The following is a 26,413-nucleotide window of genomic DNA, read 5'->3' on the forward strand; positions in this document are numbered from 1 at the left end:
ATTGCATGGCGCGAGCACTGTTAGTCGGCGCAACCGGGTTGGTGGGGCGCGAGTTGCTGCAGCGGTTGCAAAGCGATCCGCAGATAACGGCCATCGTGGCGCCGACGCGCACGCCGCTGCCGCCGCACGGCAAGCTGACCAACCCGGTCGGCGATGCGTTGTTCGAGCTGCTGAGTAGCCTGCAGCAGCCGGTCGATCTGGTGTTCTGCTGTCTGGGCACCACCCGCCGGGCGGCGGGCAGCGCCGATGCCTTCCGCTACGTCGATTATCAACTGGTGGTGGAGAGCGCGCTGACCGGCCGCCGCTTGGGGGCGCAGCACTGTCTGGTGGTGAGCGCGCTGGGCGCCAACGCGGATTCCACCTTCCTGTATAACCGCACCAAAGGCGAGATGGAGCAGGCGCTGCGCGAACAGCACTGGCCGCGCCTGACGCTGGTGCGGCCTTCCATGCTGGTGGGGGATCGCCCCGCGCCGCGCCTGATGGAGCGCCTCACGCTGCCGCTGTTCAGGCTGCTGCCCGGCAAATGGCGCGCCGTCTCCGCCAAAGACGTGGCGCAAACGCTGCTGCAGCAGGCGTTCACGCCGGGCGAAGGGGTCAGGGTGCTGGAGTCGGATCGGCTGCACTGCTACCGAGGCTGACGCTGAGGTGATCGAACGCCAGCTCCAGCCCGGCGGGCAGTTCGTTGTCCAGCAGCCACAGATCGAGATGATGGCTGATGTGCGTCAGCAGCGTGCGTTTGGGCTGCAGCAACCGCTGCGTCTCCTGCGCGCGGGTCAGGTCATTGTGGTTGCGCGGCGCCTGCGGCTGAGGCGGCAGGCTGCAATCGAGCACCAGCAGATCCAGCGCCACGTTTTGCAGATAGTCGGCGGTGGTCGGCGGCAGGCCGACGGTGTCAGTCAGGTAGGCCAGCGAAGCGCCCGCCGCCTGGATCAGATAGCCGTGGGTCAGTTTGGAGTGTTGCAGCGGCAGCGGGGTGATGCGCATGCCGCCCAGCTCGACGGTGGCAAAGGGCGCCAGCGGCGGCTGAAACGCCAGAATGCCGGGGTGTTTGAACAGGTCGTCGCAGCCCTGTTCATCCGGCGGGCCATACACCGGAATGGAATTTCCGCACCCCCAACGCAAAGGAAATAACCCCTGGACGTGATCCATGTGGTAATGTGTCAGTAAAAAACGTTGAATTTGCCCCGCCGAAAATCGCCGCTCCAAAGCCGGCAATCCCGCATCCAATAAGGTCGTTTCCCCCTGATAGTTAAGCATGGCGCTGCACGCTCGCCGCCGAAATGCCGGCTCGCGCCGCGCCCGTTGGCAGATAGGGCAGTCGCAGCCGAACACCGGCACCTGCTGCGCGCCGCCGGTGCCGAGAAAGGTCAGTTGCATCGCTCCCCTCCGTTAAAGGTACTTCTGGGCAAAGCGGTTGATGTCGCGAAAATCCGCCAGCCGCGCCTGCAGCGTGGCATGATCCCAGTGCCACCACTGGCTGCGTTCGATGCGTTCTATCAGCGCGTCGTCAAAGCGCATGCCGATCTTCTTGGCCGCCACGCCGGCGACGATGCTGTAAGGCTCCACGTCCTTGGTGACCACCGCCGCGCTGCCGATCACCGCGCCGTTACCGACGCTGACGCCCGGCATCAGGATGGCGTTATGGCCGATCCACACGTCGTGGCCGACGGTGACGTGGTGCTCGCGCCGCCAGTCGAAGAACGCCGCGTCGTCTTCCCCCAGCCCGTATTCGGAGGCGCGGTAGGTAAAGTGGTGCTGCGCGATGCGCTGGTAGGTTGGGTGGTTGCCGGGATTGATGCGCGCATAGGAGGCGATGGAGACGAACTTGCCGATGGTGGCGTAAAAGATCTGGTTGTGCCCGGCGGTGTAGGAGTAGTCCCCCATCTCCACCTCTTCCAGGATCGCATCGTCGGCCAGATGCACATACTGGCCGAGCCGGGTGCGGTTAAGGGTCACGTTGTCGCCGATTTTCGGCTGGGCAAAGTCGTTCATGGCGTCGCGTCCTGAGCTTGTCGGGTAGGGGTGGGCAGAAGCGCCAGCAGCGCCGCCAGGGTGTCGTCGAGTGGGCCATCGTTGTGCAGCACCCGGCAGCCGGCGGGCAGACTCTGCTGATATTCCGCCGCTCGCGCCAGCCGCTGCTCGATCTGTTCGGCGCTTTCTCGCCCGCGATCCTGCAGGCGTCGGCGCAGGATCGCGGCGCTGACCTGCAGGCACACCGGCAGCAGCTGCGCACCATAGCGCTGCTGCGCCTGCGGCAGGTGGGCGCGCGAACCGTTGACCGCCACGTCGATCCCCTGCAGCAGCCAAAGATCCACCTCGATCCCGAACGCGTAGTGCTGCTGATGCGCCTGCCAGTCGAGCGCGAACAGCCCCTTGGCGCGGCGGCGCAGAAATTCCGGTTCGCTCAGCGCGATGTGATTCTCGCAGCCGGCGTCCGCCGGCCGGGTGATGTAACGGTGCGCCACCAGCGGCGCGCGGTCGGCGTCGGCCCGCAGTGCGGCCAGCAGGCTGTCCTTGCCTGCGCCGGAAGGCCCCATCAGGTAGATGAGCCGCGCCATCAGAACACCTGCCTGCCCTGGCGCCACACGTTCTGCACATAAACGTGCTCGCCGTGCGGCCGCGCCAGCACCAGATCCGCCCGCAGCCCTTCGGCGAGGGTGCCGCGATCCTGCAGATCCAGCGCCCGCGCCGGGTTGCGGGTGATCATGCGCACCGCCTGGGGCAGATCGTAGGCGTTGCGTTCGTCCGCCGCGAGGCGAAACGCCGCATCCAGCAGGCTGGCCGGGTAATAATCGGAAGAGAGAATATCCAGCACCCCCAGCGCCGCCAGATGGTGCGCCGCCACGTTGCCGGAGTGGGAACCGCCGCGCACGATGTTCGGCGCGCCCATCAGCACCTGCAGGCCCTGCTGGTGCGAGGCGCGGGCGGCCGCCTCGGTGGTGGGGAACTCGGCGATGGCACTGCCCAGCGCGCAGGATTCGGCCACGTGCGCGGCGGTGGCGTCGTCATGGCTGGCCAGCGAGATGCGGCGCGCGCGACAGTGGGCGGCGATCGCCTCGCGGTTCGGCGCGGCCCAGCGGGCGGACAGAGCGACCTGCTGCTCCTCGTACTCGCTCATCTGCTGGTCGTTGAGGTGGTATTTGCCCTGATAGTATTCGCGGTATTTTTCGCGCGAGGCGAACTGGCGCTGGCCCGGTGAATGGTCCATCAGCGACACCAGCGACACGCCCGGCTTGTCCATCAGCTGTTCGAACAGCGGCAGGGTGCTCTCGTGCGGCAGCTCGCAGCGCAGGTGCAGCCGGTGCTCGGCGCGGTTCACCCCGGCGCGCTGGCTGTGGATCACCGCGTCGATCATCTTCTGCAGGTTTTCCAGCCGGTGGCCGCCGTCGCGCACGTCGCCGATCGCCACCGCGTCCAGCACCGTGGTGATGCCGTTAGCCACCATCAGCGCATCGTGGCTGCTCATCGCCGAATGGGCCGGCCAGTCGACGTTCGGGCGCGGGGTGAAGAACTTGTCCAGGTTGTCGGTATGCAGCTCGATCAGCCCCGGCAGCAGCCAGCCGCCGTCGCCGTCCAGCGCCTGCGGCAGCCGGCTCGGGCCGTCGGCGAAGCTGCGGATCACGCCGTCCTGCATCTCCAGCGAGCCTTGCACCACCTGGTCATCCAGCACCAGCTTAACGTTATTGACGATCATCAGAGGGCCTCCAGCGCCTGCGGCGCCTGCATGTCATAAAGCCGGTCGGCGACCTGTTGGCGGACGCCTTCATCGTGGAAAATGCCGACGATCGCCGCGCCGCGCGCCTTGGCGCGTTCGATAAGCTGCACCACCGCCGCGCTGTTGCGGCTGTCGAGCGAGGCGGTCGGTTCGTCCAGCAACAGAATGGGGTAATCGACGATAAAGCCGCGCGCGATGTTCACCCGCTGCTGTTCGCCGCCGGAGAAGGTGGACGGCGCCAGCGGCCACAGGCGCTGCGGCACGTTGAGCGCAGTGAGCAGCGCCTCGGCGCGTTCACGGCACTCGGCGCGCTCGACGCCCTGTTCCAGCAGCGGCTGCATCACCACCTCCAGCGCGCTGATGCGTGGGATCACCCGCAGGAACTGGCTGACCCAGCCCAGCGTATGGCGGCGCACCGCCAGAATCTGGCGCGCATCGGCGCTGACCATGTCCAGCCAGTCGCCCTGGTGGTTGATCCAGATATGGCCGCTGTCCGGCAGGTAGTTGGCGTACAGCGAGCGCAGCAGGGTGGATTTGCCGCTGCCGGAGTGGCCGTGCAGCACCACGCATTCGCCGCCGTGGACCGTCAGGTTGGCGTCGTGCAGCACCGGCAGGCGGGTGCCGTACTGCTGGTGCAGCACAAAGGTTTTACTGAGATGTTCAACTCGGATTTGCACAGTCATCTGTTATCGCCTTGGGTTACGACAGCACCGAAGAAACCAGCAGCTGGGTGTAAGGATGGTGCGGATCGTCCAGCACCCGGTCGGTCAGGCCGCTCTCCACCACTTCGCCCTGTTTCATCACCAGCAGACGGTGGGCCAGCAGCCGCGCCACGCCGAGATCGTGGGTGACGATCACCGCCGCCAGCTGCATCTCCACCACCAGGTTGCGCAGCAGATCGAGCAGGCGCGCCTGCACCGACACGTCCAGCCCGCCGGTCGGCTCATCCATAAACACCAGCTTGGGGTGGGTGACCAGGTTGCGGGCGATCTGCAGCCGCTGCTGCATGCCGCCGGAGAAGGTGGTCGGCAGATCGTCGAGGCGCGACAGCGGGATTTCGACGTCTTCCAGCCACTGGCCGGCCTGGCGGCGAATGTCGCCATAGTGGCGCTGGCCGATGGCCATCAGCCGCTCGCCGATGTTGCCGCCGGCGGAGACCTGCGGCCGCAGCCCGTCGAGCGGGTGCTGGTGCACCACGCCCCAGTCGGTGCGCAGCAGGCGGCGGCGATCGCTCTCCGCCATGGCATACAGATCCTGTTCCTGGCCCGCCTGTGGGCGGTAAAGGATCTGCCCGTGCTGCGGCGCCAGCCGCGCCGAGATCGATTTCAGCAGCGTGGTTTTGCCGGAGCCGGATTCGCCGACGATGCCCAGCACTTCACCGGGGTAGATGTCGAACGACACGTCGCTGAAGCCCTTGCCGGGGGCGTACAGGTGGGTGAGCCGGTTCACCGACAGCAGCGGGGTGGTGCTCAAAGGGGTGGAAGTCATCAGTGCTGCGCCTCTTGCGAAGATTGCGCCAGCTGCTGCCGGCAGTAGTCGGTGTCCGAACAGACGAACATGCGGTTGCCCCGATCGTCGAGCACCACCTCGTCCAGGTAGCTGTGGCGCGAGCCGCACAGCGCGCAGGGTTCGTCCCACTGCTGCACGCTGAACGGATGGTCGTCGAAGTCCAGGCTCTCCACCTTGGTGAACGGCGGCAGGGCGTAGATGCGTTTCTCGCGTCCGGCGCCGAACAGCTGCAGCGCCGGCATCATGTGCATTTTCGGGTTGTCGAATTTTGGGATCGGCGACGGATCCATCACGTAGCGATCGTTGACCTTCACCGGATAGGCGTAGGTGGTGGCGATATGGCCGTAGCGCGCGATGTCTTCATACAGCTTCACCTGCATCACGCCGTACTCCTCCAGCGCGTGCATCTTGCGGGTCTCGGTTTCGCGCGGTTCGATAAAGCGCAGCGGCTCCGGGATCGGCACCTGATAGATCAGGATCTGGTCTTCGCGCAGCGCCGTTTCCGGAATGCGGTGACGGGTTTGGATCAGCGTAGCCTCCGGCGTGCGTTCGGTGGTGGCCACCCCGGCGACGCGCTGGAAGAAGCGGCGGATCGACACCGCGTTGGTGGTGTCGTCGGCGCCCTGGTCGATCACCTTCAGCACGTCGGCGCGGCCGATAACGCTGGCGGTGAGCTGAATGCCGCCGGTGCCCCAGCCGTAGGGCATCGGCATCTCGCGGCCGCCGAACGGCACCTGATAGCCGGGGATCGCCACCGCCTTCAGGATAGCGCGGCGGATCATGCGCTTGGTCTGCTCGTCCAGATAGCCGAGGTTATAGCCGGTCAATACTTCACTCATCGCGGGCCTCCTGACGCTCGCTGTATTCCTGTCGCAGCCGCTTGAGCAGCTCCAGTTCGGCCTGGAAGTCGACGTAGTGCGGCAGCTTGAGATGGGAGACGAAGCCGGCGGCCTCGACGTTGTCGGCGTGGGCCAGCACGAACTCTTCGTCCTGCGCCGGGCCGGCGACGCCTTCGCCGTAGTCGGGGCTCTGCAATGCGCGGTCCACCAGCGCCATCGCCATCGCCTTGCGTTCGGCGCGGCCGAACACCAGCCCGTAACCGCGGGTGAAGTGCGGCGGGTGGTCCTTTGGATCGACGAAGCCGTTGACCATTTCGCACTCGGTCAGCAGGATTTCGCCGATATCGATGGCGAAGCCGAGCTCTTCAGGCACGATCTCCACCGAAACGTGGCCGGTGCGGATCTCGCCGGCGAACGGGTGGTTGCGGCCGTAGCCGCGCTGGGTGGCGTAGCCGAGCGCCAGCAGAAAACCTTCATCGCCGCGCACCAGCTGCTGCAGGCGCGCCGAGCGCGAGCAGGGGTAAACCGGCGGGTTGCGGGTAATGTCGTCCGGCGCGCTGCCGTCGTCCTGTTCCTCCCGCGCCAGCTGCTGGCGACACAATAGATCGAACACGTGGCTGCAGTTGTCCGGCAGCGGTTCGTCGGCCTGCGGCGCACGTGGCGCTTCGCCCTCCGCCAGCAGCGCGAAGTCCAGCAGCCGGTGGGTGTAGTCGTAGGTTGGCCCCAGCACCTGCCCGCCGGGCAAGTCCTTGTAAACCGCCGAGATGCGCCGCTCCAGCCGCATGTTTTCGCTGGCCAGCGGCTCGCTGACCGCCAGGCGCGGCAGGGTGGTGCGGTAGGCGCGCAGCAGGAAGATCGCCTCCACCAAATCGCCGCTGGCCTGTTTGATGGCCAGCGCCGCCAGCTCGCGATCGTAGATGCCGCCTTCGGTCATCACCCGATCCACCGCCAGCCCCAGCTGCTGTTCGATGTGTTCCGCGCCGATCGCCGGCAGCGCGTCGTCGCCGCGCCGCAGCTGTTCCTGCAGCTGATGGGCGGCCTCAATGGCTTTTTCGCCCCCTTTTACCGCTACGTACATCAGCACACCTCCACGCGGGTGGTCCGCGGGATCGCCAGCAGGCGATCGCCGCAGGTCAGCAAAATATCCAGCCCCAGCGGGAAGCGCTGCGGACGGTTGACCAAGTAATCGAGCAGCGCCGGCGGCAGGCGCGGCGCAATCAGGCGTTGGCTCTCGATGCCGGGGCCGGTCAGGCGCAGCGCGGCGCCGTTCTCCAGCTCAGCAAGCTGCACCACCACCGTGGCGCCGCATTCCGGCGAGATTTCCGTGCCTTGCGGTAAGGCCTGCAGATCGGCGGCCTGCAGCTGCTCATCGAACAGGGCAAAACAGACCTCCTGCGCCGCGGTGGCCAGCGGCGCGCCGCTGTGAAAACGAATGTTTGTTAGCACTTGCTCACTTTTAAGCGCCGCGCACAGCTGCAGCGGCGTTTCCTGATCGGCCAACGTCAGCAGCGCGGCGGTGCTGGCGGCGTTCAGCGGCGCCCAGGCCGGGCCGGCCGGCAGCGTCACCCGGTGGCCCGGTTCGCTCAAGGCTTTAAGAATCAAACGAAAAGCGTGCTGCGATTGGTCTATCGGTTGTTCAAAACCGGTCAATAAACTCATGGCTTAATCCCCTCGCACCAGCGTAAAGAAGTCCACCCGGCTGGCGGCGATCGCCCGGGCGCGCAGCTGGCGCTGTTCGTGCTGCAGCGCGGCCAGCGGCGCGATCAGCTGTTGTTGCAGGCGTTCGCCGTGCTCCGGCTGTTGCAGCAGCGCATCGGCCAGCGCGCACAGCTCGGCGTGCGCCTTGTCGCGCCCGGCGATATAGCTGTAGCCGTAGCCGCCGTTGTCCAGCTGCACCACCGCGCGGGTGACCGTCATGTCCCCCAATACGAAGCGGCGGCCGGTGGCGCCCATGCGCCCCTGCAGCTGGGCCAGACCGATCTCCGGCGCGCGGATGCTGCGGTAACCCGGGCTGAGGTTCAGCGCCTGCCAGTGGCTGCGCAGCTGCTCGGGCCGGCTGTGCGCCAGCACCGACATCCAGCGTTGTCTCGACTCTAAGGCTTGCATTCAGTGCTCCATCGTCAGTTCAATCATGTCGGCGCGGGCCAGGCTGACGGAGTATTCCGCCACGTCTTCGCCGCCGCTGCGGACGTTAAGGGTGCGCACGCACAGCAGCGGCGCGTGGGTGGCGATCTCCAGCAGCCGGCTCTCTTTGGCCTGCGCGCGGCGCGCGCTGATGCGCGTCTGGCGGCGGGTCAGCGGCTGCTGCAGGTGCTGTTCGATAAACTGGTGCAGCGAACCGCTGTGGAACTGCTGCAGCGCCGGCCACCAGTCCAGATCGGGCAGATAGTGGTCGATGACGCTCATCGGCACGCCGTTGACCCGGCGCAGGGTGCGCAGGTGGATCACCATTTCGCCTTCTTCACGCGAGAGTGCGCTGGCAACATGCCCATTGCACGGGCGCAAGACAGCGAGTAAGCGCTCACTGGTGGGATGGCTGCCCTGCTCGAACAGGTTCTGGCTGAAGCGGGTATTGGCGTGCAGCGGGTAGTCGTAAGGCCGCATCAGCACCAGAATGCCGACGCCGTGGCGGCGCTGCAGCCAGCCGCGCTCCACCAGCTGATCCACCGCGCGGCGCAGGGTGTGGCGATTGACCTGATAACGCTCGGCCAGCTGCTGTTCCGAAGGCAGGTAGTCGCCGCAGCGGTATTGCGTGCGCAGCTCCTGTTCCAGCTGTGCGGCGATCTGCTGATAGCGCGTGGGGTAAGTGGTCGGATGTCTAGATAACTCCATCATAATAAAAACCTCGTCATACCGATGGCTGTGCGATGAAGGCGGAAGCGGTGCGTTTCATCGTGCGTCTACCCTGTGGTTTTCAAGTTGGCATCATGGTGCCGGGCGCAGATGACAATCGCGTTACGCGTCGGTGGCGAACAGATGAACTATTTAGGACAGCCCGGGCGTGCACGGGCGGCGACGGCGCGCTATGCTGGCGCCTCTGTTGACTGACTCTGGCCGCTACTATGCCGCAACCTCTGAACGCCCCTGAACCCGCCCCACGCGCCTGGCCGCTGTGGAAACCGATCCTGTTTCTGCTGGTGGTGGCCGTCGGCCTCTACTACGTCAAATGGCAGCCTTACTACGGCAAGGCGTTCGTGGCGGCGGACAGCCACTCGATCGGCAAATCGATCTTGGCCGACGGCGCCGCGAGCCCCTGGCTGGCAGCCTGGCAGTATGCGCTGGTCTACTTCACCGCGGTATGGAAGGCGGCGCTGCTCGGGGTGCTGTTAGGTTCGCTGGTGCAGGTGCTGATCCCGCGCGACTGGCTGGCGCGCACGCTCGGCCACCGACGTTTTTCCGGCACCGTGCTGGGGGCGCTGATCGCGCTGCCGGGCATGATGTGCACCTGCTGCGCCGCGCCGGTTGCCGCCGGCATGCGCCGCCAGTCGGTGTCCAGCGGCGCCGCGCTGGCCTTTTGGCTCGCCAACCCGGTATTGAACCCGGCGACGCTGGTGTTCATGGGGTTTGTGCTCGGTTGGCCGTTCGCCGCCATCCGCCTGGTGGCGGGCGTGGTGATGGTGCTGGGTATCGCCTGGCTGGTGCAGCGCGTGACCGCCAACGATCCGCAGCCCGCCGCGCCGCAGCCGCCGGTGATGACGGCGCAGAGCGACGAGCGGCCGTTCCTCGCCCGCTGGGGTAAAGCGCTGTGGGCGCTGTTTTGGTCAACCATTCCGATCTACGTGCTGGCGGTGCTGGCGCTGGGGGCGGCGCGGGTCTGGCTGTTCCCGCACGCCGACGGCGCCGTCGACAATAGCCTGCTGTGGATAATCGCGCTGGCGATCGTCGGCTGCCTGTTCGTTATCCCCACCGCGGCGGAAATCCCGATCGTACAGACCATGATGCTGGCAGGCATGGGCACAGGCCCGGCGCTGGCGCTGCTGATGACCCTGCCGGCGGTCAGCCTGCCTTCGCTGCTGATGCTCAACAAAGCCTTCTCCGCCCGGGCGCTGTGCCTGACGGCGGCGCTGGTGGTGCTGTGCGGCGCGGTGACCGGCGTGGTGGGGATGGGGTTGGTGTAACTTACCGCTGCTGCTGAGTGGTTCGGTGCTGTCTCAAGGAGGAGACGGCAATGGCCACGTTTAACAACCGGTAAAGCAGATCAATGGAGTCAGTGAGTTAATGCTTCTCCTGTCGGATATCATGACATGATATCGAATGTACTATTGTGAATTTAAATTCACTATAGTAAATTTGCGTGGACTAATTTTGTGTGTAAATACACCCAGTAATGACCACGGTAAGGTAGAAGAATGTTAAAAATCAGAATGTCACGTCCATCTGAAGCGTCAGAAATTATACAAATCTGGAAAAATTCTGTAGATGCTACGCACGACTTTCTCACTGCGCACGATCGACAAGAGATCGAAAAAGAGGTTGTCGGTTTTTTTTCTGAAACCCCCGTGTGGGTTGCCGCCGATCGGGAAGACCATCCGCTGGGATTTATGTTTTTACACGATGGTCATCTGGAGGCGCTTTTTGTCGATGCTGCAGCTCGCGGACGTGGCGTCGGAAAGCAGTTGATATCACATGCGCTGGCGCTTCATCCTGATTTAAGCGTCGATGTGAATGAACAAAACCAACAGGCCGTCGGGTTTTATCAACATATGGGCTTTGAAGTTTCAGGGCGTTCCGAGTTGGATAATCAAGGCAGGGCCTATCCCCTATTGCACCTAAGCCGATCGGCGGGAGTGTAGCCGTCGTGGCAGTGGCGCCTTATTGATTTTTTTGGCTAAAAGCAACGACGTATGCACAACCCTGCTCACTGTCGGGATTGCTCATTTGGTACTCGCTGGCAAAGGTCAGGGCAAAACAGTCGCCGGCGCGTAAATGATGGGTTTGATTATTGACCCGAAAATCAAGGCTGCCACTCAACACCCACAGCGTTTGGCCGGAAAGATGCTCACTGGCGGAAGCGGGTATCGTAAGTTGACCCAGAGCAGGAATTTCAACTTTGATAAGTTCGGGACATGCGCCCGCTGGGGACAGAGACCAGCGGGTAATGCCCGATTTTTCATCTGTCCAATGCTGCTGCTGATGAGCAAAGAGCACCAGTGAGTTCTGGTGTTGCTCAAGCTCTGCGAAAAGTTTTGATAGCGTGATATTCATCGCGTTGGCTAAACGGCCGAGGATCGTGGCGCTGGGACTGGAGGCCCCTCGTTCAACCTTGCTGATCATGGCCTGACTGACGCCCGACCGTTGGGCAAGCTCTGCTACCGTCCAGTTGCGTGCCTTTCTATGTTTAAGCAATAAACGCGCAATGTCGCTGTCTACTATCTGATTTTTAGATGTTTTATCCATTCTCACCCTCACTTTCGCCAGCCTGATTATGCCATTACCGCAATGAGGCTGAAATCACTGATTTTGCAAGTTTAAAAAATCAGTCGCCCTCTCAGTCAATCATAACCTCTGTAGAACCTACGGCATCATTAGAGCAAGGTTTGCAACCCTAACATCCGCTCTTGGCACAGAGCCGCCTGTCAGATGACTCTATGCTGCCGATGCGTCAGGTCGAGTTTGGATGAATACCTATCGATATGTGTGTTGCGGGCTCAACGCAACCTATGCACCACCTGGTTGCTGCTGCCGCGCCAAATCAGCGCCGGGTCTTTCAAATCCTGCACGAACTTGCCGTCGATCAGCACGTTGATTCTGTCCACCACCTGCATTTGCTGCGCGTCCAGCTCCGCCAGCCGGTAGCCGGTCCACAGCCAGATATCCTTGCCGGGGCATTCGGCGCGCACCCGTTTCACCAACTGCAATATGCTCGGCACGTTGGCCGGGTGCAGCGGATCGCCGCCGGAGAGCGACAGCCCCTGGCGCGGCACGCGCGTATCGTTCAGATCGGCGATGATGCGGTCTTCCAGCGCCGGGGTAAACGGCTGGCCGGAGTTGAGCCGCCAGGTGCTTTTGTTGTAGCAGCCGGGGCATTGGTGCACGCAGCCGGCGACAAACAGCGTGCAGCGGGTGCCGGGGCCGTTGACCACATCGATTGGGTAATACTGGTGATAATTCATGTGAGGTCTGCCCATCAGGCTATTTTACTGGCCATTTTGCCTCCGGGCAGTGCTCCCAATCCTCACGTACTGCGTGTACGCTGCGGTTGGTGCGCGCTGGCCGAAGGCAAACCGGCTGCGACAATCACGCCTGATGAACAGGCTTCTGCATAGGCTGCGTGGCGTTTCTCAGCCGAGCTGCCCGTTGCCGAGGTGTTTCACCCGGCGTTTCACCTCTTCCTGCTTGCCGGCGTTGAACGGCCGGGCATCGGGGCTACCGAGGTAGCCGCACACCCGGCGGGTGACCGAGACTTTGGCCGAGTCGTGGTTGCCGCATTTCGGGCAGGTGAAGCCTTTGCTGGTGCAGGAGAATTCACCGGTGAAGCCGCATTCGTAGCACTCGTCGATCGGCGTGTTGGTGCCGTAGTAAGGCACCCGGCTGTAGCTGTAGTCCCACACGTCTTCCAGCGCCTTCAGGTTGTGCTGCAGGTTCGGGTACTCGCCGTAGCAGATGAAGCCGCCGCTGGCCAACGGCGGGTAGGGCGCTTCGAAGTCCAGCTTGTCGTACGGATTGACCTTCTTCTCCACGTCGAGGTGGAAGCTGTTGGTGTAATAGCCCTTGTCGGTGACGCCCGGCACCACGCCGAAATCGGCGGTGTCCAGCCGGCAGAAGCGATCGCACAGGTTCTCGCTCGGCGTGCTGTAGAGGCTGAAGCCGTAGCCGGTCTCGTCTTTCCAGGCGTCGACGGCGGCGCGCAGGCGCGCGACGATCGCCACCGCTTTGGCGCGCAGCGCTTCGTCGTCATACACGTGGTTTTCGCCGCCGAACAGCGCGTTGATGGTCTCGTGCAGGCCGATGTAGCCCAGCGAAATCGAGGCGCGGCCGTTCTTGAAGATATCGGCGATGTTGTCGTCGGCCTTGAGCCGCACGCCGCAGGCGCCTTCCATGTACAAGATTGGTGCCACCCGCGCCTTGATGCCTTCCAGCCGGGCGATGCGCGTCATCAGGGCCTTTTTCGCCAGCTGCAGGCGCTGATCCAGCAGCGTCCAGAAGCGCGACTCATCGCCCATCGCCTCCAGCGCGATGCGCGGCAGGTTGAGGCTGATGACGCCGATGTTGTTGCGGCCGTCGTGCACCAGTTCGCCGTCCTGCTCGTAGGTGCCGAGGAAGCTGCGGCAGCCCATCGGCGTTTTGAACGAGCCGGTGACCTTCACCACCTGATCGTAGTTGAGGATATCCGGGTACATGCGCTTGCTGGCGCACTCCAGCGCCAGCTGCTTGATGTCGTAGTTCGGATCGCCGTACTGGTGGTTGAGGCCGTCGCGGATGGCGAACACCAGCTTGGGGAACACGGCGGTCTTGCGGTTTTTGCCCAGCCCGGCGATGCGGTTTTTCAGGATCGAGCGCTGGATCAGGCGCGACTCCCAGCTGGTGCCAAGGCCGAAGCCGAAGGTGACGAACGGCGTCTGGCCGTTGGCGGTGTGCAGGGTGTTGACCTCGTACTCCAGCGACTGGAAGGCGTCGTAACACTCTTTCTCGGTGCGCGCCATGGCATAGCCTTTGGCGTCCGGGATCTGCCATTCTTCCGCCACCTGCAGGTGTTTGCGGAAGCTCTCGTCGACGAACGGCGCCAGAATTTCATCGATGCGGTTGATGGTGGTGCCGCCATAAATATGGCTGGCGACCTGGGCGATGATCTGCGCGGTCACGGCGGTGGCGGTGGAGATCGACTTCGGCGGCTCGATTTCGGCGTTGCCCATCTTGAAGCCGTTGGTCAGCATGCCTTTCAGATCGATCAGCATGCAGTTGAACATCGGGAAGAACGGCGAGTAGTCGAGATCGTGATAGTGAATTTCGCCGCGTTCATGGGCCAGCACCACGTCGCGTGGCAGGATGTGCTGCTTGGCGTAGTGTTTGGCGACGATGCCCGCCAGCAGGTCGCGCTGGGTGGGGATCACCTTGCTGTCCTTGTTGGCGTTTTCGTTCAGCAGCGCGCGGTTGCTCTGCTCGACCAGGCCGCGAATTTCCTGGTTCAGGCGGCCGCGCAGCTCGCGCGCCACGTCGCGATCGTGGCGGTATTCGATATAGGCGCGCGCCAGCTGTTTGTACTCGCCGGCCATCAGCTGGTTTTCCACCGCCTGCTGGATCTCGTGGATATCGACGCGCGGCTGCTGCTCCATGCGCTGAGCGACCACGCGGGCGACGGTGGCGCAGTAGTTGGCGTCGACCACGCCCACCGCCAGCGCGGCGCGCTCGATGGCCTGCGCGATGCGCGCTTCGTCAAAAGGTACCTGGCAACCGTCCCGCTTAATCACTACTGGTTTCACGTTGTACTCCTTGTTCCCCGAGGGAGCGTTCATACCCGCCTGGCGTGGCGAGCAACCGTCAAATTTCGCTTATCCACAGGGCAAAGCCGCAGCGCGCAAGGGCTGTGGCGGCGTGTGGATGATTTTGTGGATAACTACTATATATAGGTGTTCGCAATTCTTAATGCACTATATATAGATATTGGCGAGATTCTTTTGATGTAGAACAAGGAAAACGGAAGAGCGTGCGCAAGCTGAACAGTCGTCAATCGTTCACTGGCCGATCGCGAAAATGCGCCAGCAGAAAATCGACCCAGACGCGCACCCGCGGCGGCAGATCCGCCGAAGCGTAATAGAGCCACAGCTGTACCGGGCGCGGCCAGCATTCCGCCAGCACCGGCCGCAGCGTGCCCTGTTCGAAGTGTTTGTCGAGATACCAGCGCGCCAGGTTGACGATGCCCAGCCCGGCCAGCGCCGCATCCAGCAACATCTCCGGGCGGCTGACCACCAGCCGGCCGTTCAGATCCAGCGCCAGGGTTTCACCCTGATGGCGCAGCTGCCATTTGACGTGGCGGCCGTTGGCCGGGTTGCGGTGCAGCAGGCAGTCGTGCCGCAGCAGATCGTGCGGCGTTTGCGGTTCACCGCGCCGCGCCAGATAGTCGGGCGACGCCGCCAGCACCATATGCATCGGGTAGAGCGGGCGGGCCACCAGCCGGCTGTCGGGATCGACCCGGCTGCCGATGCCGACGTCGAAGCCTTCGCCCACCAGATTCACCACCCGGGCGTCCAGCGACAGATCGAGATCGATCTGCGGGTAGCGCGCCAGAAATTGCGGGATCAACGGCATCAGCATCTGGCGGCCGAAGCCGGGGATCATTGTGACGCGCACCACCCCGGCCGGCGCCTGCCGTTCGCCGCCGGCGCTTTCCAGCGTCGCCGCCAATGCCTGCCACAGCGGCGCCACCTGCGCCAGCAGCGCTTTGCCCTCGTCGGTCAGCAGCACGTTGTGGGTGTTGCGCTGAAACAGCCGCAGCGCCAGCTTCTCTTCCAGCGCGCGGATATTTTTGCTGACCGCCGCCGGCGTGACGCCCAGCTGGCGGGCGGCGGCGGAGAAATTTTGCGCCTGCGCGGCGGCGAGGAAGGCCGGCAGCAGGCGGTGCACGTCAAAGGGCAGCGACATAGTGGTTGATACTTTCGGTTGAAATTGAAGTGACCTTGAACAGCCTACACCCGAAGCGGCAGAAATGGAAAAATGCCTCATCTTCTTTACGTTCAAGGAATCCTTTATGTCACGCATTTTAGTGTTAACCGCCCACCGCACCCCCGACGAGTCGCGCATCAACCAGGCGCTGATCGAGGCCGTGCGCCCGCTGCCTAACGTGACCGTGCACGAGCTGATCCGCGCTTACCCGGATTACCGAATCGACGTGGCGCGCGAACAGGAGCTGCTGGAAAGCCACGATGCGGTGGTGATGATGTTCCCGTTTTTCTGGTACAGCTCGCCGGCGATCCTGCGCGAATGGCAGGACGCGGTATTAACTTATGGTTTCGCCTACGGCAGCGAGGGCACCAAACTGCACGGCAAGCCGCTGCAGTTGGTGGTGAGCACCGGCGGCAACGCGCAGGCCTACACGCCGGCAGGCTACAACCGCTATCCGGTGCAGGATCTGCTGCTGCCGTTCCACGCGCTGGCTAACCTGACCGGCATGGATTATCTGCCGCCGCACTTGGTGCAGGGCGTGAGCGACATGAGCGATGAGCAGTTGGCGCAAGCCGCCGCCGGGGTGGTGGCGCTGATGGGGACATTGTAGGGCGCAGCGCTCGCCGCGCCCTGCGGGGTCAGTCTTCGAGCAGCCACCACACCGCTTCGAACGGCCGCAGCGTCAGCGCCTGCGGCTGATCCGCCGAGTCGCTGTAGTTGCTCATCAGCGGGCGCCATTGCGCGGAGGCTTCCACGCCTTCTGCCGCCCAGGCCAGCGGTTCGCGGCTCAGGTTGGCCACCACCAGCAGGCGCTGGCCGTTCCAGCTGCGCTGATAGCACCACAGCGCCGGGTGATCCGGCGCCAGATCCTGATAGTCGCCGTGGGTCAGCAGCGGATACTGCTTGCGCAGGATGATCAGCTGGCGGTAGGCGTAAAACACCGAGTCGAGATCGGCCAGCGCCGCGTCGGCGTTGATCTGCGGGTAGTTCTCGGCGCAGCCGATCCACGGCGTGCCGGTGGTGAAACCGGCGTGCGGCGCGGCGCTCCACTGCATCGGCGTGCGGCCGTTGTCGCGCGATTTGTCCGCCAGGATCGCCAGCAGTTCGGCGTCGCTGCGGCCCTGGGCGCTCAGTTCGGCGTACATGTTCAGGCTTTCCACGTCGCGGTACTGCTCGATGGCGCGGAAGCCGGGGTTGGTCATGCCGATCTCTTCACCCTGGTAGATATAAGGCGTGCCCTGCATGCCGTGCAGCACCATCGCCAGCATTTTGGCGGCCGGCACCCGCAGTGCGCCTTCATCGCCGAAGCGCGACGCGATGCGCGGCTGATCGTGGTTACACCAGAACAGCGCGTTCCAGGCGCGGTTATGCATCCCTTGCTGCCAGTGGCGGAAGATCTGCTTTAACTCCACGTAATCCGGCGCCGCCCGCGTCCATTTTTCGCCGTTGGCGTAGTCCACTTTCAGGTGGTGGAAGTTGAAGGTCATCGACAGCTCTTCGCCGCTCTGCGCCGCGTACTGCTGGCAATGCTCAAGCGTGGTGGAAGACATCTCACCCACCGTCATCAGGCCGCGCGGCTGAAACACCTCGCGGCTCATCTCCTGCAGGAATTCGTGGATGCGTGGGCCGTCGGTATAGAAGCGTCGGCCGTCGCCCTGGCTGTCGGACGGGAAATCCTGCTGTTTGGACACCAGATTGATCACGTCGAGGCGCAGGCCATCGACGCCTTTGTCCGCCCAGAACTGACACACTTTCTTCAGCTCTTCGCGCACCGGTGGGTGTTCCCAGTTGAGATCAGCCTGCTCGGCGGCGAACAGGTGCAGGTAGTACTGGCCGCTGTCGGCGTGCCATTGCCAGGCGTTGCCGCCGAACTTGGAGCGCCAGTTGTTCGGCGGCGTATCGCCTTCGCCGTCGCGCCAGACGTAGAACTGACGATACGGGCTGTGGCGATCCTGCGCGGCCTTGAACCACGGGTGCTCGGTCGAGGTGTGGTTGAACACCATATCCATCACGATGCGGATGCCGCGCCGGTGGGCGGCGGCGACCAGCTGCTCGAAGTCCGCCATGCTGCCGTAAGCCGGATCGATGGCGCAGTAGTCCGCCACGTCATAGCCGTTGTCCACCTGCGGCGATACGTAGACCGGCGTCAGCCAGATGGCGTCGACGCCCAGCTCCTGCAGATAGTCCAGCCGCCGCGTCACGCCGGCCAAATCGCCGTAGCCGTTGCCGGTGCTGTCCTGAAAACTCTTCGGATAAATTTGGTAGATGACGCCGTTCTGCCACCAGGGGGTTGGGTTGCTCATAGTTCAATACCTTTGAATCGTGACAACGGGCCTGTACCCTTCATCTTTCAAACCGCAGCGTTGTTGGCTGCTGGCGCTGCACCCCAGTCACTTACTTGAGTAAGCTCCTGGGGATTTGCACCCTTGCCGCCTAGCTGCAGCTCGAAAGCTATAGGGTATTTCCAGCCCCTACATTCATTTTGCGTCAATTAAACCGGCAGCTCGCCGCGGGCGGCCTTGCGTTTGTAGACCATGATGGTCAGCACCAGCGGGATGACGATCGCCACCAGAATCGCCAGCGAGTAAATCAGCCAGAACTGCGGCTTGATAGACAGGATGCCCGGCAGGCCGCCGACGCCGATGCCGTTGGCCATCACGCCGTCCAGGCCGCAGATAAGGCCTGCGATCGCGGAGCCGATCATCGCGCACAGCATCGGGAAGCGGTATTTGAGGTTGATGCCGTACATCGCCGGTTCGGTCACGCCGAGGTAGGCGGAGATCGCCGCCGGCACCGAAATTTCACGCTCGTTGGCCTTGCGGCTGATGATGATGATGCCGAGCACCGCCGAGGCCTGCGCGATGTTGGACAGCGCAATCAGCGGCCATACCGGGGTGCCGCCCATGCTCTGGATCATCTGCATGTCGATGGCCAGCGTGGTCTGGTGCACGCCGGTGATCACCAGCGGTGCATACAGGAAGCCGAACAGCGCGGCGCCCACCGGGGCGAAGCTGCCGGTCATCACCGCTTTCACCGCCCAGGCGACGCCGTCGCCGATCATGCGGCCGAACGGCCCGATCAGCGCGTGCGCCAGGAACACCGCCAGCAGCAGCGAAACCACCGGCACCACCACCAGATAGAGATAGTCGGGGACGATCTTTTTCAGCCGGGTTTCGATCCAGCCCAGCGCCATGCCTGCCAGGATCGACGGGATCACCTGCGCCTGATAGCCGACTTTCTGGATCACGAACCAGCCGAAGTTCCACACTTCCGGCGTTTGCTGGCCGAGCAGGTAGGAGTTCATTAACTGCGGCGACACCAGAGTGACGCCCAGCACGATACCGAGCACCGGCGTGCCGCCCATCTTTTTCACCGTCGACCAGCAGATGGCCACCGGCAGGAACATGAAGATCGCTTCACCCAGCAGCCACAGGAAGTCGTAAACGGTTTTCCACGCCGGGTGCATCTGCGCCAGCGTTTGGCCGCCGGACATCGGGATGTCGCCGATCACGTTGCGGAAGCCGAGGATCAGACCGCCGCTGATCAGCGCCGGCAGCAGCGGGAAGAAGATCTCGGCGAAGTGAGAGATGGTGCGCTCGGTCCAGGTCATGTTCTGGCGCGCGGCGACCTTGGCCTGTTCTTTGTCGGCTTCGTTGACGCCGGTGCTGGCGATCAGCGCCTGATAGTAGTCGCCGACGTCGGTGCCGATCACCACCTGGAACTGCCCGGCGTTGGTGAAGCACCCTTTGACCATCGGCAGCTCTTCGATTTCTTTGGGGCTGGCCTTGCTGGGGTCATTGAGGACGAAACGCAGCCGGGTAATGCAATGGCTGACGGTGGCGATGTTCTCGCGGCCGCCGACCAAAACAATCAGGCGATCAATATCCTGCTGTTTTACTTTGCTCATTATGGGATACCTGCAGAGGTGTTGACTGAGTAATGATCAAAGCTTAGCCACTCGGCTTTTTGAATGAAATGGGAACGTTCCCGGTTTGGGGCGAGGATCACAAAATGACAAAAAATGGTCAACTTCTAAGCAGATCGTCAGGAAAGTTTGCTGGGCACCACCAGGCGGCGGATCCCCTGTTCGCCGCTGAGCTGCGCCAGCAGCTGCTGCGCCGCCAGCAGGCCGGCGCTGCCGTAGCCGAACTCGACCGACAGGGTATCGGGGAACAGGAAGCTGAGCAGCGGGGTGTTGCCGATGGCGCACACCTGAATGGCGTGCGCCGGCTGCTGCTGCAGGTATTTGATCGCCCCCAGGGCTATGCTGTCGGAGGCGCAGATCAGCGCGCTGGTGTGCGAGTCGATCACCTCGGCGGCGTGCTGGAAACCGCTCTGGTAGCTCAGCTCGCCCAGCGTGGCGCGCGGCGTGAGCTTGAGGCGTTCACAGGCGTCGAGGTAGGCCTGATAGCGGCGCTGGCCGGTGGTGGCATCGCTGAGCTGCACCCCCAGATAGCCGATATGCCGGTGCCCTTGCCGGTGCAGGCGATCCATCAGCAGGTTCACCGCGCCGGCGTCGTCGTAGCAGACGGACGAGAAGCCGTCGTATTCACGCACCATCACCACCATTTTTTCCTGCCACGGTTTGAGCATCGCCGCGGTCAGGCCGGTGAAGCCGAACAGGATCACCCCGTCGACGTTGCGCTGGCGCAGCACGTGCAGGTGCTCCTGCACCAGGCGGGTTTCGAACTGGCTCTCCATCACGATCGGGTCGAAGCCCTGCTGATACAGCAGCGGCAGCATGGTGCGCACCGCCTGGTTTTCCGACGGCGAATCGAGACGGGAAACGATGATGCCTACTACCTTGTCGCTCTGGCCGCGCATGGCGCGCGCCGACTTGGAGGGGGTAAACCCCTGCTGACGGATCACCGCTTCCACCCGTTCGCGGGTTTGCGGGCTCACGCTGCCTTCATTGTTCAGCACGCGTGAGACGGTGGATTTGCCTACGCCGCTCAGGCGTGCGATGTCCTTGATGGTCAGCCGGTTTTGCATGGTTTACTTGTCGTTTAGGTTGTAAGGCGTAAATTGACGGCCAATAATGAATGCCCGTCAGCATAGCTCATTTTCCGACGCGGATCTTGATGCAAAACGGGATTGTGACATTGCGATGAACGGCCGCTCCTGCCGCTCTGTTTTTCCCTTTACCGGAGGTTATTCCCCATATGGACCCCGACCCGACTGCTTTAGACACTCACTCGGTTCTCCGGTAAAACCTCTCCGCCTGGCGCTGCTGTTTTACCGGTGAAGTACATCACGGTAACCGGTGGCGCGCGCTTCGTCGTTCGCTCCTGCTGCTGAAAAAAAGAATAAGGATCTGCATTGGCAGAGGCTTTTTGGCGTGCCCGCCATCCGCCCGGCCGATGACGATCCCCGTTTACCCGCTGCCGTGAGGCACCGGGCGACGAGGTGCGAACCATGAAACTGAAAAAACTCCCCCGTCAGCTGCTGGGCCTGTTCGCCCGCGGCCTTCCGCGCCGTTTGGTGCGCCGCGACAGCCTGCTGGACAGCGTCAGCGGCGCTGCGCGCGATATGCCGGCCGGCCTGGCGCAGCAGCGGCTGGAATGCGCCGCCGCAGAGACGATGCAGCTGTTTGAGCGTTTCCACAGCCACCCGGAAGGCATCACCGCCCATGAGGCGGAGCAGGTGCGCCAGCGCTGCGGCGAGAACGTCATCGACGATCAGCAGAAAGAGGCCTGGTGGCAGCACCTCTGGCACTGCTACCGCAACCCGTTCAACCTGCTGCTGACCGCGCTCGGCATGATTTCTTATGCCACCGAGGATCTCACCGGCGCCTTGGTGATCGCGCTGATGGTGGTGATCTCCACGCTGCTGAACTTCATCCAGGAGGCGCGCTCCAACCGGGCGGCCGACGCGCTGAAGGCCATGGTGAGCAACACCGCCACGGTGATCCGCAGCGATGCGCTCACCGGCAGGAGCGAGCACGTAGAGCTGCCGATCGCGCAGCTGGTGCCGGGCGATATCATCAAGCTGGCGGCCGGCGACATGATCCCGGCGGATCTGCGCGTGCTGTCGGCCAAGGATCTGTTCATCAGCCAGGCGGCGCTGACCGGCGAATCGCTGCCGGTGGAAAAATCCGCGGCGCCGCAGGCGTTGGCGGCCGATCCGCTCGACTGCCAGAACCTGTGCTTCATGGGCACCAATGTGGTCAGCGGCACCGCGCTGGCGATGGTGATCGGCACCGGCGGCAACACCTATTTCGGCCAGCTGGCGCAGCGCGTCACCAGCCAGGATGAGCAGCCGAACGCCTTCCAGAGCGGCATCAGCAAGGTCAGCTGGCTGCTGATCCGCTTTATGCTGGTGATGACGCCGATCGTGCTGCTGATCAACGGCTACACCAAGGGCGACTGGTGGGAGGCGGCGCTGTTCGCGCTGTCGGTGGCGGTCGGGCTGACGCCGGAAATGCTGCCGATGATCGTCACCTCGACGCTGGCCAAAGGGGCGGTGAAACTGTCGCGCCAGAAGGTGATCGTCAAACGCCTGGACGCCATCCAGAACTTCGGCGCCATGGACATTTTGTGCACCGACAAGACCGGCACCCTGACCCAAGACAAGATCGTACTGGAGCGCCATACCGACGTGTTCGGCGCCAGCAGCGAGCGGGTGCTGCGCTACGCCTGGCTGAACAGCTTCTACCAGACCGGGCTGAAAAACCTGCTCGACGTAGCGGTGCTGAGCTGCGCGGAGCAAAATCAGCAGCCGGAAGCGCTGCAGCACTACCGCAAGGTGGATGAAATCCCGTTCGACTTCGTGCGCCGCCGCATGTCGGTGGTGGTGGCCAAAGACAATGAGTATCACGAGCTGGTGTGCAAGGGCGCGCTGGAAGAGATGCTGGCGATTTGCAGCCACGTGCGCCACGAAGACGAGGTGATCCCGCTCAGCGAGGCGCTGCTGGCGCGCATTCGCCGCATCACCGACGATCTCAACCAACAGGGGCTGCGGGTGGTGGCGGTGGCCAACAAGATCCTGCCGGCACAAACCCACGAATACGGCGTGGCGGACGAATCAGACCTGATCCTCGAAGGTTACGTCGCCTTCCTCGATCCGCCGAAGGAGAGCACCGCGCCGGCGCTGGCGGCGCTGAAACAGAACGGCGTCACGGTGAAGATCCTCACCGGCGACAACGAGCTGGTGGCCGCCAAAGTGTGCCGGGACGTCGGGCTGGCGGCCGAGCACCTGCTGCGCGGCAGCGAGATCGAGCAGATGGACGACGAGCAGCTGGCGCAGGCGGCGGCGCGCACCACGGTGTTCGCCAAGCTGACGCCGCTGCACAAAGAGCGCATCGTCAAACTGCTGCGCCGCCAGGGGCACGTGGTGGGCTTTATGGGCGACGGCATCAACGACGCGCCGGCGCTGCGCGCGGCCGATATCGGTATCTCCGTCGATTCGGCGGTGGACATCGCCAAGGAAGCGGCGGACATCATCCTGCTGGAAAAAAGCCTGATGGTGCTGGAGCAGGGGGTGATCGAAGGGCGCCGTACCTTCGCCAACATGCTGAAATACATCAAGATGACCGCCAGCTCCAACTTCGGTAACGTGTTCAGCGTGCTGATCGCCAGCGCCTTCCTGCCGTTCCTGCCGATGTTGCCGCTGCACCTGTTGATTCAGAACCTGATGTACGATATCTCGCAGATCGCCATCCCGTTCGATAACGTCGACGACGATCAGATCACCCAGCCGCAGCGCTGGAACTCCGCCGATCTGGGGCGGTTTATGGTGTTCTTCGGGCCGATCAGCTCGATCTTCGACGTGCTGACCTTCTGCCTGATGTGGTGGGTATTCAAGGCCAACACGCCGGAAATGCAGACGCTGTTCCAGTCCGGCTGGTTCGTGGAAGGGCTGCTGTCGCAAACGCTGATTGTGCACATGATCCGCACGCGCAAAATTCCGTTTATCCAGAGCCGCCCGTCCTGGCCGCTGTGCATCATGACGCTGGCGGTGATCGCCACCGGCATCGGCCTGGTGTTCTCGCCGCTGGCCGGCTTCCTGCAACTGCAGGCGCTGCCTCTCGGCTACTTCCCGTGGCTGGTGCTGATCCTCGCCGGTTACATGGTGCTGACCCAGTGCGTGAAAGGCTGGTTCGTGCGCCGCTACGGCTGGCAATAACCCGTTCGCCCCCTCCGGCCGGGAGGGGGCAACTGTGATCCCGTCCGCTTTTTCACCGTAACGGTTGGACATCTGTTCTGTGCTAAGTCTTTATCTACAGCGTTGGCTGTTTTCCCCTGCGCCTTTCAAACCAACGCGTTGTTGTTTATCGCCTAGCGGTGGTTTGAAATTCATTGGGGATATTTTGTTTTTTTCCTCTGAGGAATTTCCGATGCACAGACCTTTCCGTTATACGCTACTGGCTTCATCGTTATGGTTTTCTTGCGGCGCGCTGGCGCAGCCGGCCGGCGATCTGCCGCTGATGCCCTGGCCGCAGCAGGTGGAAGTGACGCAACCGGCGGGCAAGCTGGTTTTGGATCACCGTTTGTCCCTGACGCTGCAGGGTGACGACTTGGGCGACGCGCTGCCGCGCTGGCGCCGGCGCATCGAACTGCAGACCGGCTGGACGCTGGCGCCGATGGAAGAAGCGAACGGCGCGGCGATCAAGGTGGTGATCAAGGACCGGGTGGCGGCGCAGCCGCTGCCGGGCAGCGACGAAAGTTACCGGCTGGCGGTCACGCCGCAGGGCGCCACGCTGACCGCCAACACTCGCTTCGGCGCGCTGCGCGGCATGGAGACCCTGCTGCAGCTGCTGCAGACCGACGGGCAAAACACCTTCCTGCCGCTGGTGGATATCCGCGATGTGCCGCGCTTCCCGTGGCGCGGCGTCTTGTTGGATTCGGCGCGCCATTTCCTGCCGCTGCCGGACATTATCCGCCAGCTCGACGGCATGGCGGCGGCCAAGCTTAACGTGTTCCACTGGCACCTGACCGACGATCAGGGCTGGCGCTTTGCCTCCGAGCATTATCCCAAACTGCAACAGCAGGCCAGCGACGGCCAGTTCTACACCCGCGAGCAGATGCGGCAGGTGGTGGCTTATGCCACGGCGCGCGGCATTCGCGTGGTGCCGGAGATCGACATGCCGGGGCACGCCTCCAGCATCGCGGTGGCCTATCCCGACCTGATGAGCGCGCCGGGGCCATATCGCATGGAGCGCGAGTGGGGCGTGCATAAGCCGACGCTCGATCCGACCCGCGACGAGGTGTACCAGTTTGTCGACACGATCGTCGGCGAGCTGGCGGCGATCTTCCCCGATCCTTATCTGCACATCGGCGGCGACGAGGTGGACGCCAGCCAGTGGCGGGCGTCGCCGTCGATTCAGGCGTTTATGCAGAAGAACGGGCTGGCGGATACCCATGCGCTGCAGGCCTACTTCAACCAGAAGCTGGAAAAGATCCTCGAGAAACACCAGCGGCAGATGGTCGGCTGGGATGAGATCTACCATCCGTCGCTGCCGCGCTCGATCGTCATTCAGTCCTGGCAGGGGCAAGACTCGCTGGGCACCAGCGCGCAGGACGGCTATCAGGGCATTCTTTCCACCGGTTTCTACCTCGATCAGCCGCAAAGCACTGCCTATCACTACCGCAATGAAATTCTGCCGCAGCCGCTGGGGGTCGAGACGGCGGTGCAACCCGGCGAACAGGCGCAAAGCTGGCGTTTCAGCATGCCGCGCCTGAAGGGCAGCGCGGTGGAGGGCAGCTTCACGCTGATCGAGGGCAAGCAGGGCTGGCGCGGCTTTATCGATTTCAACGGCAAATCGCGCCGCGCGGTGCACGACATCGTCTGGCGCACGCCGCAGCAGGTGACGTTCCGCGTCGATACCTGGATGGGCGACACGCGGCCGGTGTTCACGCTGCAGCAGGACAAGCTCAGCGGCTATACGCTGGTCGGCAACGTGCGTTACCCCACCCGCGGCGACAAGCTGGCGGCGGTGCCGGCGGGCAAGATGCCGGTGGTGCCGGACGAGAAAGGGCAGGCCAACATTCTCGGCGGCGAAGCGGCGCTATGGGCGGAAAACGTGCGCGCGCCGCTGCTCGATCTCAAGCTGTGGCCGCGCGCCTTCGCGGTGGCGGAGCGGCTGTGGTCGGCGCAGGACGTCACCGACGAAAGCAACATGTACCGGCGGCTGGCGGCGATCGACGCCTGGTCGGTGGTGTCGGTCGGCCTGCAGCAGCACGCGGAAACGGCGCGCGAATTCACCCGGCTGAGCAACAGCGTGCAGATCCTGCCGCTGCAGATCCTGGCCGAGGCGGTGGAGCCGGCGCAGTATTACACCCGCCAGCACCTGAAGTTCCAGGCCGGCAACTATCACCAGTTCGAACCGCTGAACCGCTTTGCCGATGCGCTGCCGCCGGAGAGCAGCGCGGTGCGCGACATGCATGCCCAGGTCGCGGCCTTGCTGAAGGATAAGCGCGATAAGGCGGCGGCGCAGGCGCTGCGCGAACGGCTGCAGCGCTGGCAGGCGAACGGCGCGGCATTGCAGACGGCGATCGCGGGCAACCGCACGCTGCGCGATCTGGCGCCGGTGGCGCAGGACGTCGGCGCCTTGGCCTCGCTGGGCTTAACGCTGCTGGATCGCCACCAGCAGGGCAAACCGCTGAGCCGGGCCGAGGCCGAGCAAGCGCAGCGCCGGCTGGATGCGGCGGCGCAGACGCGCGACGAAGTGGTGATTGCGGCGGTGTACCCGCTGGAGGCGCTGCTGCGCGGGCTTAAAACGGAGTGAGGGTGACGGGGCTCGACGAGCTGA

Annotated in this window: 24 protein-coding genes; 6 read left to right on the plus strand and 18 right to left on the minus strand. The window is 63.7% G+C overall.

Annotation, left to right across the window (positions count from 1 at the left end; genetic code table 11):
* Nucleotides 1-5: 5 nt before the first annotated feature.
* A complete protein-coding gene (locus tag ACUXAC_RS14185; protein WP_049198715.1) occupies nucleotides 6-638 on the plus strand; it encodes an NAD(P)H-binding protein in 633 nt (210 codons plus the stop codon).
* Here the strand turns inward: ACUXAC_RS14185 and phnP are convergent.
* Genes phnP through phnF form a run of 11 tightly spaced genes read right to left on the minus strand, consistent with a single transcriptional unit; the run spans nucleotide 595 to nucleotide 8,898 of the window.
* Entirely contained in the window at nucleotides 595-1,377 is a 783-nt protein-coding gene (gene phnP, locus ACUXAC_RS14190) for a phosphonate metabolism protein PhnP (protein WP_197795625.1), read from the minus strand. The genes ACUXAC_RS14185 and phnP overlap by 44 nt on opposite strands.
* A 12-nt stretch (nucleotides 1,378-1,389) precedes the next feature.
* Nucleotides 1,390-1,992 (minus strand): DapH/DapD/GlmU-related protein, encoded by a 603-nt coding sequence (locus ACUXAC_RS14195; protein ID WP_015376431.1) that lies wholly within the window; start codon nucleotides 1,990-1,992, stop codon nucleotides 1,390-1,392.
* Nucleotides 1,989-2,558, minus strand: a complete 570-nt coding sequence (gene phnN / locus ACUXAC_RS14200; RefSeq protein ID WP_261126908.1) for a ribose 1,5-bisphosphokinase — start codon at nucleotides 2,556-2,558, stop codon at nucleotides 1,989-1,991. Before phnN ends, ACUXAC_RS14195 begins: the two co-directional genes overlap by 4 nt.
* Complete coding sequence (gene phnM / locus ACUXAC_RS14205; protein WP_015376433.1) at nucleotides 2,558-3,694, minus strand: alpha-D-ribose 1-methylphosphonate 5-triphosphate diphosphatase; 1,137 nt, start codon at nucleotides 3,692-3,694, stop codon at nucleotides 2,558-2,560. Before phnM ends, phnN begins: the two co-directional genes overlap by 1 nt.
* Nucleotides 3,694-4,398 carry a phosphonate C-P lyase system protein PhnL gene (gene phnL, locus ACUXAC_RS14210; protein ID WP_387442863.1) on the minus strand — a complete coding sequence of 235 codons (705 nt, stop codon included), beginning with the start codon at nucleotides 4,396-4,398 and terminating at the stop codon, nucleotides 3,694-3,696. The genes phnM and phnL overlap by 1 nt, the downstream gene beginning before the upstream one ends.
* Nucleotides 4,399-4,414: 16 nt before the next feature.
* Nucleotides 4,415-5,203, minus strand: coding sequence for a phosphonate C-P lyase system protein PhnK (gene phnK / locus ACUXAC_RS14215; protein WP_060434012.1), 789 nt, complete (start codon nucleotides 5,201-5,203; stop codon nucleotides 4,415-4,417).
* Nucleotides 5,203-6,063 (minus strand): alpha-D-ribose 1-methylphosphonate 5-phosphate C-P-lyase PhnJ, encoded by an 861-nt coding sequence (locus tag ACUXAC_RS14220; RefSeq protein ID WP_016929301.1) that lies wholly within the window; start codon nucleotides 6,061-6,063, stop codon nucleotides 5,203-5,205. The genes phnK and ACUXAC_RS14220 overlap by 1 nt, the downstream gene beginning before the upstream one ends.
* Nucleotides 6,056-7,141, minus strand: coding sequence for a carbon-phosphorus lyase complex subunit PhnI (locus ACUXAC_RS14225; RefSeq protein WP_141971265.1), 1,086 nt, complete (start codon nucleotides 7,139-7,141; stop codon nucleotides 6,056-6,058). The genes ACUXAC_RS14220 and ACUXAC_RS14225 overlap by 8 nt, the downstream gene beginning before the upstream one ends.
* The gene (gene phnH / locus ACUXAC_RS14230; RefSeq protein WP_141971263.1) at nucleotides 7,141-7,722 is read right to left on the minus strand and encodes a phosphonate C-P lyase system protein PhnH; all 582 of its coding nucleotides are present in this window, start codon (nucleotides 7,720-7,722) and stop codon (nucleotides 7,141-7,143) included. The genes ACUXAC_RS14225 and phnH overlap by 1 nt, the downstream gene beginning before the upstream one ends.
* Before the next feature lie 3 nt (nucleotides 7,723-7,725).
* The gene (gene phnG / locus ACUXAC_RS14235; protein ID WP_019453314.1) at nucleotides 7,726-8,169 is read right to left on the minus strand and encodes a phosphonate C-P lyase system protein PhnG; all 444 of its coding nucleotides are present in this window, start codon (nucleotides 8,167-8,169) and stop codon (nucleotides 7,726-7,728) included.
* Nucleotides 8,170-8,898: a phosphonate metabolism transcriptional regulator PhnF gene (gene phnF, locus ACUXAC_RS14240; RefSeq protein ID WP_015376439.1), complete on the minus strand. Its 729-nt coding sequence runs from the start codon at nucleotides 8,896-8,898 to the stop codon at nucleotides 8,170-8,172.
* A gap of 227 nt (nucleotides 8,899-9,125) precedes the next feature.
* Between phnF and ACUXAC_RS14245 the strand changes: the two genes are divergently transcribed.
* Entirely contained in the window at nucleotides 9,126-10,181 is a 1,056-nt protein-coding gene (locus tag ACUXAC_RS14245) for a permease (RefSeq protein ID WP_387442871.1), read from the plus strand.
* A 231-nt stretch (nucleotides 10,182-10,412) separates the two neighbouring features.
* Nucleotides 10,413-10,856 carry an acetyltransferase gene (locus tag ACUXAC_RS14250; protein WP_060448237.1) on the plus strand — a complete coding sequence of 148 codons (444 nt, stop codon included), beginning with the start codon at nucleotides 10,413-10,415 and terminating at the stop codon, nucleotides 10,854-10,856.
* A gap of 19 nt (nucleotides 10,857-10,875) precedes the next feature.
* Here the strand turns inward: ACUXAC_RS14250 and ACUXAC_RS14255 are convergent, their stop codons facing one another.
* The 4 genes from ACUXAC_RS14255 to ACUXAC_RS14270 form a co-directional block, all read right to left on the minus strand.
* Nucleotides 10,876-11,460: a helix-turn-helix domain-containing protein gene (locus ACUXAC_RS14255; protein ID WP_025305101.1), complete on the minus strand. Its 585-nt coding sequence runs from the start codon at nucleotides 11,458-11,460 to the stop codon at nucleotides 10,876-10,878.
* 251 nt (nucleotides 11,461-11,711) lie between these two features.
* The gene (gene nrdG / locus ACUXAC_RS14260) at nucleotides 11,712-12,176 is read right to left on the minus strand and encodes an anaerobic ribonucleoside-triphosphate reductase-activating protein (protein ID WP_041037638.1); all 465 of its coding nucleotides are present in this window, start codon (nucleotides 12,174-12,176) and stop codon (nucleotides 11,712-11,714) included.
* Nucleotides 12,177-12,344: 168 nt separating this feature from the next.
* Nucleotides 12,345-14,483 (minus strand): anaerobic ribonucleoside-triphosphate reductase, encoded by a 2,139-nt coding sequence (nrdD, locus tag ACUXAC_RS14265; protein ID WP_225529146.1) that lies wholly within the window; start codon nucleotides 14,481-14,483, stop codon nucleotides 12,345-12,347.
* 244 nt (nucleotides 14,484-14,727) lie between these two features.
* Nucleotides 14,728-15,642, minus strand: a complete 915-nt coding sequence (locus ACUXAC_RS14270; protein ID WP_387442878.1) for a LysR family transcriptional regulator — start codon at nucleotides 15,640-15,642, stop codon at nucleotides 14,728-14,730.
* 106 nt (nucleotides 15,643-15,748) lie between these two features.
* Here ACUXAC_RS14270 and ACUXAC_RS14275 point away from each other — a divergent pair, with 106 nt between their 5' ends.
* Complete coding sequence (locus ACUXAC_RS14275; RefSeq protein ID WP_033652976.1) at nucleotides 15,749-16,273, plus strand: NAD(P)H-dependent oxidoreductase; 525 nt, start codon at nucleotides 15,749-15,751, stop codon at nucleotides 16,271-16,273.
* A 28-nt stretch (nucleotides 16,274-16,301) separates the two neighbouring features.
* On the opposite strand, the gene treC is transcribed toward ACUXAC_RS14275, so the two are convergent.
* From treC to treR, 3 genes are all read right to left on the minus strand, one after another.
* Nucleotides 16,302-17,966: an alpha,alpha-phosphotrehalase gene (gene treC, locus ACUXAC_RS14280; protein WP_387442881.1), complete on the minus strand. Its 1,665-nt coding sequence runs from the start codon at nucleotides 17,964-17,966 to the stop codon at nucleotides 16,302-16,304.
* Between the two features lie 188 nt (nucleotides 17,967-18,154).
* On the minus strand, nucleotides 18,155-19,570 hold the full coding sequence (gene treB / locus ACUXAC_RS14285; protein ID WP_019453304.1) for a PTS trehalose transporter subunit IIBC: 1,416 nt from the start codon (nucleotides 19,568-19,570) through the stop codon (nucleotides 18,155-18,157).
* Nucleotides 19,571-19,707: 137 nt separating this feature from the next.
* Complete coding sequence (treR, locus tag ACUXAC_RS14290) at nucleotides 19,708-20,655, minus strand: trehalose operon repressor TreR (RefSeq protein ID WP_038879034.1); 948 nt, start codon at nucleotides 20,653-20,655, stop codon at nucleotides 19,708-19,710.
* Between the two features lie 423 nt (nucleotides 20,656-21,078).
* Here treR and mgtA point away from each other — a divergent pair, with 423 nt between their 5' ends.
* Together mgtA and ACUXAC_RS14300 are read left to right on the plus strand one after the other, a co-directional pair.
* Nucleotides 21,079-23,787, plus strand: coding sequence for a magnesium-translocating P-type ATPase (gene mgtA / locus ACUXAC_RS14295; protein WP_387442886.1), 2,709 nt, complete (start codon nucleotides 21,079-21,081; stop codon nucleotides 23,785-23,787).
* Nucleotides 23,788-23,998: 211 nt separating this feature from the next.
* Nucleotides 23,999-26,389 (plus strand): beta-N-acetylhexosaminidase, encoded by a 2,391-nt coding sequence (locus tag ACUXAC_RS14300; RefSeq protein WP_387442888.1) that lies wholly within the window; start codon nucleotides 23,999-24,001, stop codon nucleotides 26,387-26,389.
* Nucleotides 26,390-26,413: the final 24 nt, after the last annotated feature.

It is taken from the genome of Serratia sp. 121840015-1 (assembly GCF_053627655.1).

Excerpts from the sequence above, each read along its gene's own strand:
- ACUXAC_RS14185 (WP_049198715.1), top strand. The coding sequence starts at position 6 with ATGGCGCGAGCACTGTTAGTCGGCGCAACCGGGTTGGTGGGGCGCGAG.
- phnP (WP_197795625.1), bottom strand. The coding sequence starts at position 1,377 with ATGCAACTGACCTTTCTCGGCACCGGCGGCGCGCAGCAGGTGCCGGTG.
- ACUXAC_RS14195 (WP_015376431.1), bottom strand. The coding sequence starts at position 1,992 with ATGAACGACTTTGCCCAGCCGAAAATCGGCGACAACGTGACCCTTAAC.
- phnN (WP_261126908.1), bottom strand. The coding sequence starts at position 2,558 with ATGGCGCGGCTCATCTACCTGATGGGGCCTTCCGGCGCAGGCAAGGAC.
- phnM (WP_015376433.1), bottom strand. The coding sequence starts at position 3,694 with ATGATCGTCAATAACGTTAAGCTGGTGCTGGATGACCAGGTGGTGCAA.
- phnL (WP_387442863.1), bottom strand. The coding sequence starts at position 4,398 with ATGACTGTGCAAATCCGAGTTGAACATCTCAGTAAAACCTTTGTGCTG.
- phnK (WP_060434012.1), bottom strand. The coding sequence starts at position 5,203 with ATGACTTCCACCCCTTTGAGCACCACCCCGCTGCTGTCGGTGAACCGG.
- ACUXAC_RS14220 (WP_016929301.1), bottom strand. The coding sequence starts at position 6,063 with ATGAGTGAAGTATTGACCGGCTATAACCTCGGCTATCTGGACGAGCAG.
- ACUXAC_RS14225 (WP_141971265.1), bottom strand. The coding sequence starts at position 7,141 with ATGTACGTAGCGGTAAAAGGGGGCGAAAAAGCCATTGAGGCCGCCCAT.
- phnH (WP_141971263.1), bottom strand. The coding sequence starts at position 7,722 with ATGAGTTTATTGACCGGTTTTGAACAACCGATAGACCAATCGCAGCAC.
- phnG (WP_019453314.1), bottom strand. The coding sequence starts at position 8,169 with ATGCAAGCCTTAGAGTCGAGACAACGCTGGATGTCGGTGCTGGCGCAC.
- phnF (WP_015376439.1), bottom strand. The coding sequence starts at position 8,898 with ATGATGGAGTTATCTAGACATCCGACCACTTACCCCACGCGCTATCAG.
- ACUXAC_RS14245 (WP_387442871.1), top strand. The coding sequence starts at position 9,126 with ATGCCGCAACCTCTGAACGCCCCTGAACCCGCCCCACGCGCCTGGCCG.
- ACUXAC_RS14250 (WP_060448237.1), top strand. The coding sequence starts at position 10,413 with ATGTTAAAAATCAGAATGTCACGTCCATCTGAAGCGTCAGAAATTATA.
- ACUXAC_RS14255 (WP_025305101.1), bottom strand. The coding sequence starts at position 11,460 with ATGGATAAAACATCTAAAAATCAGATAGTAGACAGCGACATTGCGCGT.
- nrdG (WP_041037638.1), bottom strand. The coding sequence starts at position 12,176 with ATGAATTATCACCAGTATTACCCAATCGATGTGGTCAACGGCCCCGGC.
- ACUXAC_RS14270 (WP_387442878.1), bottom strand. The coding sequence starts at position 15,642 with ATGTCGCTGCCCTTTGACGTGCACCGCCTGCTGCCGGCCTTCCTCGCC.
- ACUXAC_RS14275 (WP_033652976.1), top strand. The coding sequence starts at position 15,749 with ATGTCACGCATTTTAGTGTTAACCGCCCACCGCACCCCCGACGAGTCG.
- treC (WP_387442881.1), bottom strand. The coding sequence starts at position 17,966 with ATGAGCAACCCAACCCCCTGGTGGCAGAACGGCGTCATCTACCAAATT.
- treB (WP_019453304.1), bottom strand. The coding sequence starts at position 19,570 with ATGAGCAAAGTAAAACAGCAGGATATTGATCGCCTGATTGTTTTGGTC.
- treR (WP_038879034.1), bottom strand. The coding sequence starts at position 20,655 with ATGCAAAACCGGCTGACCATCAAGGACATCGCACGCCTGAGCGGCGTA.
- mgtA (WP_387442886.1), top strand. The coding sequence starts at position 21,079 with ATGAAACTGAAAAAACTCCCCCGTCAGCTGCTGGGCCTGTTCGCCCGC.
- ACUXAC_RS14300 (WP_387442888.1), top strand. The coding sequence starts at position 23,999 with ATGCACAGACCTTTCCGTTATACGCTACTGGCTTCATCGTTATGGTTT.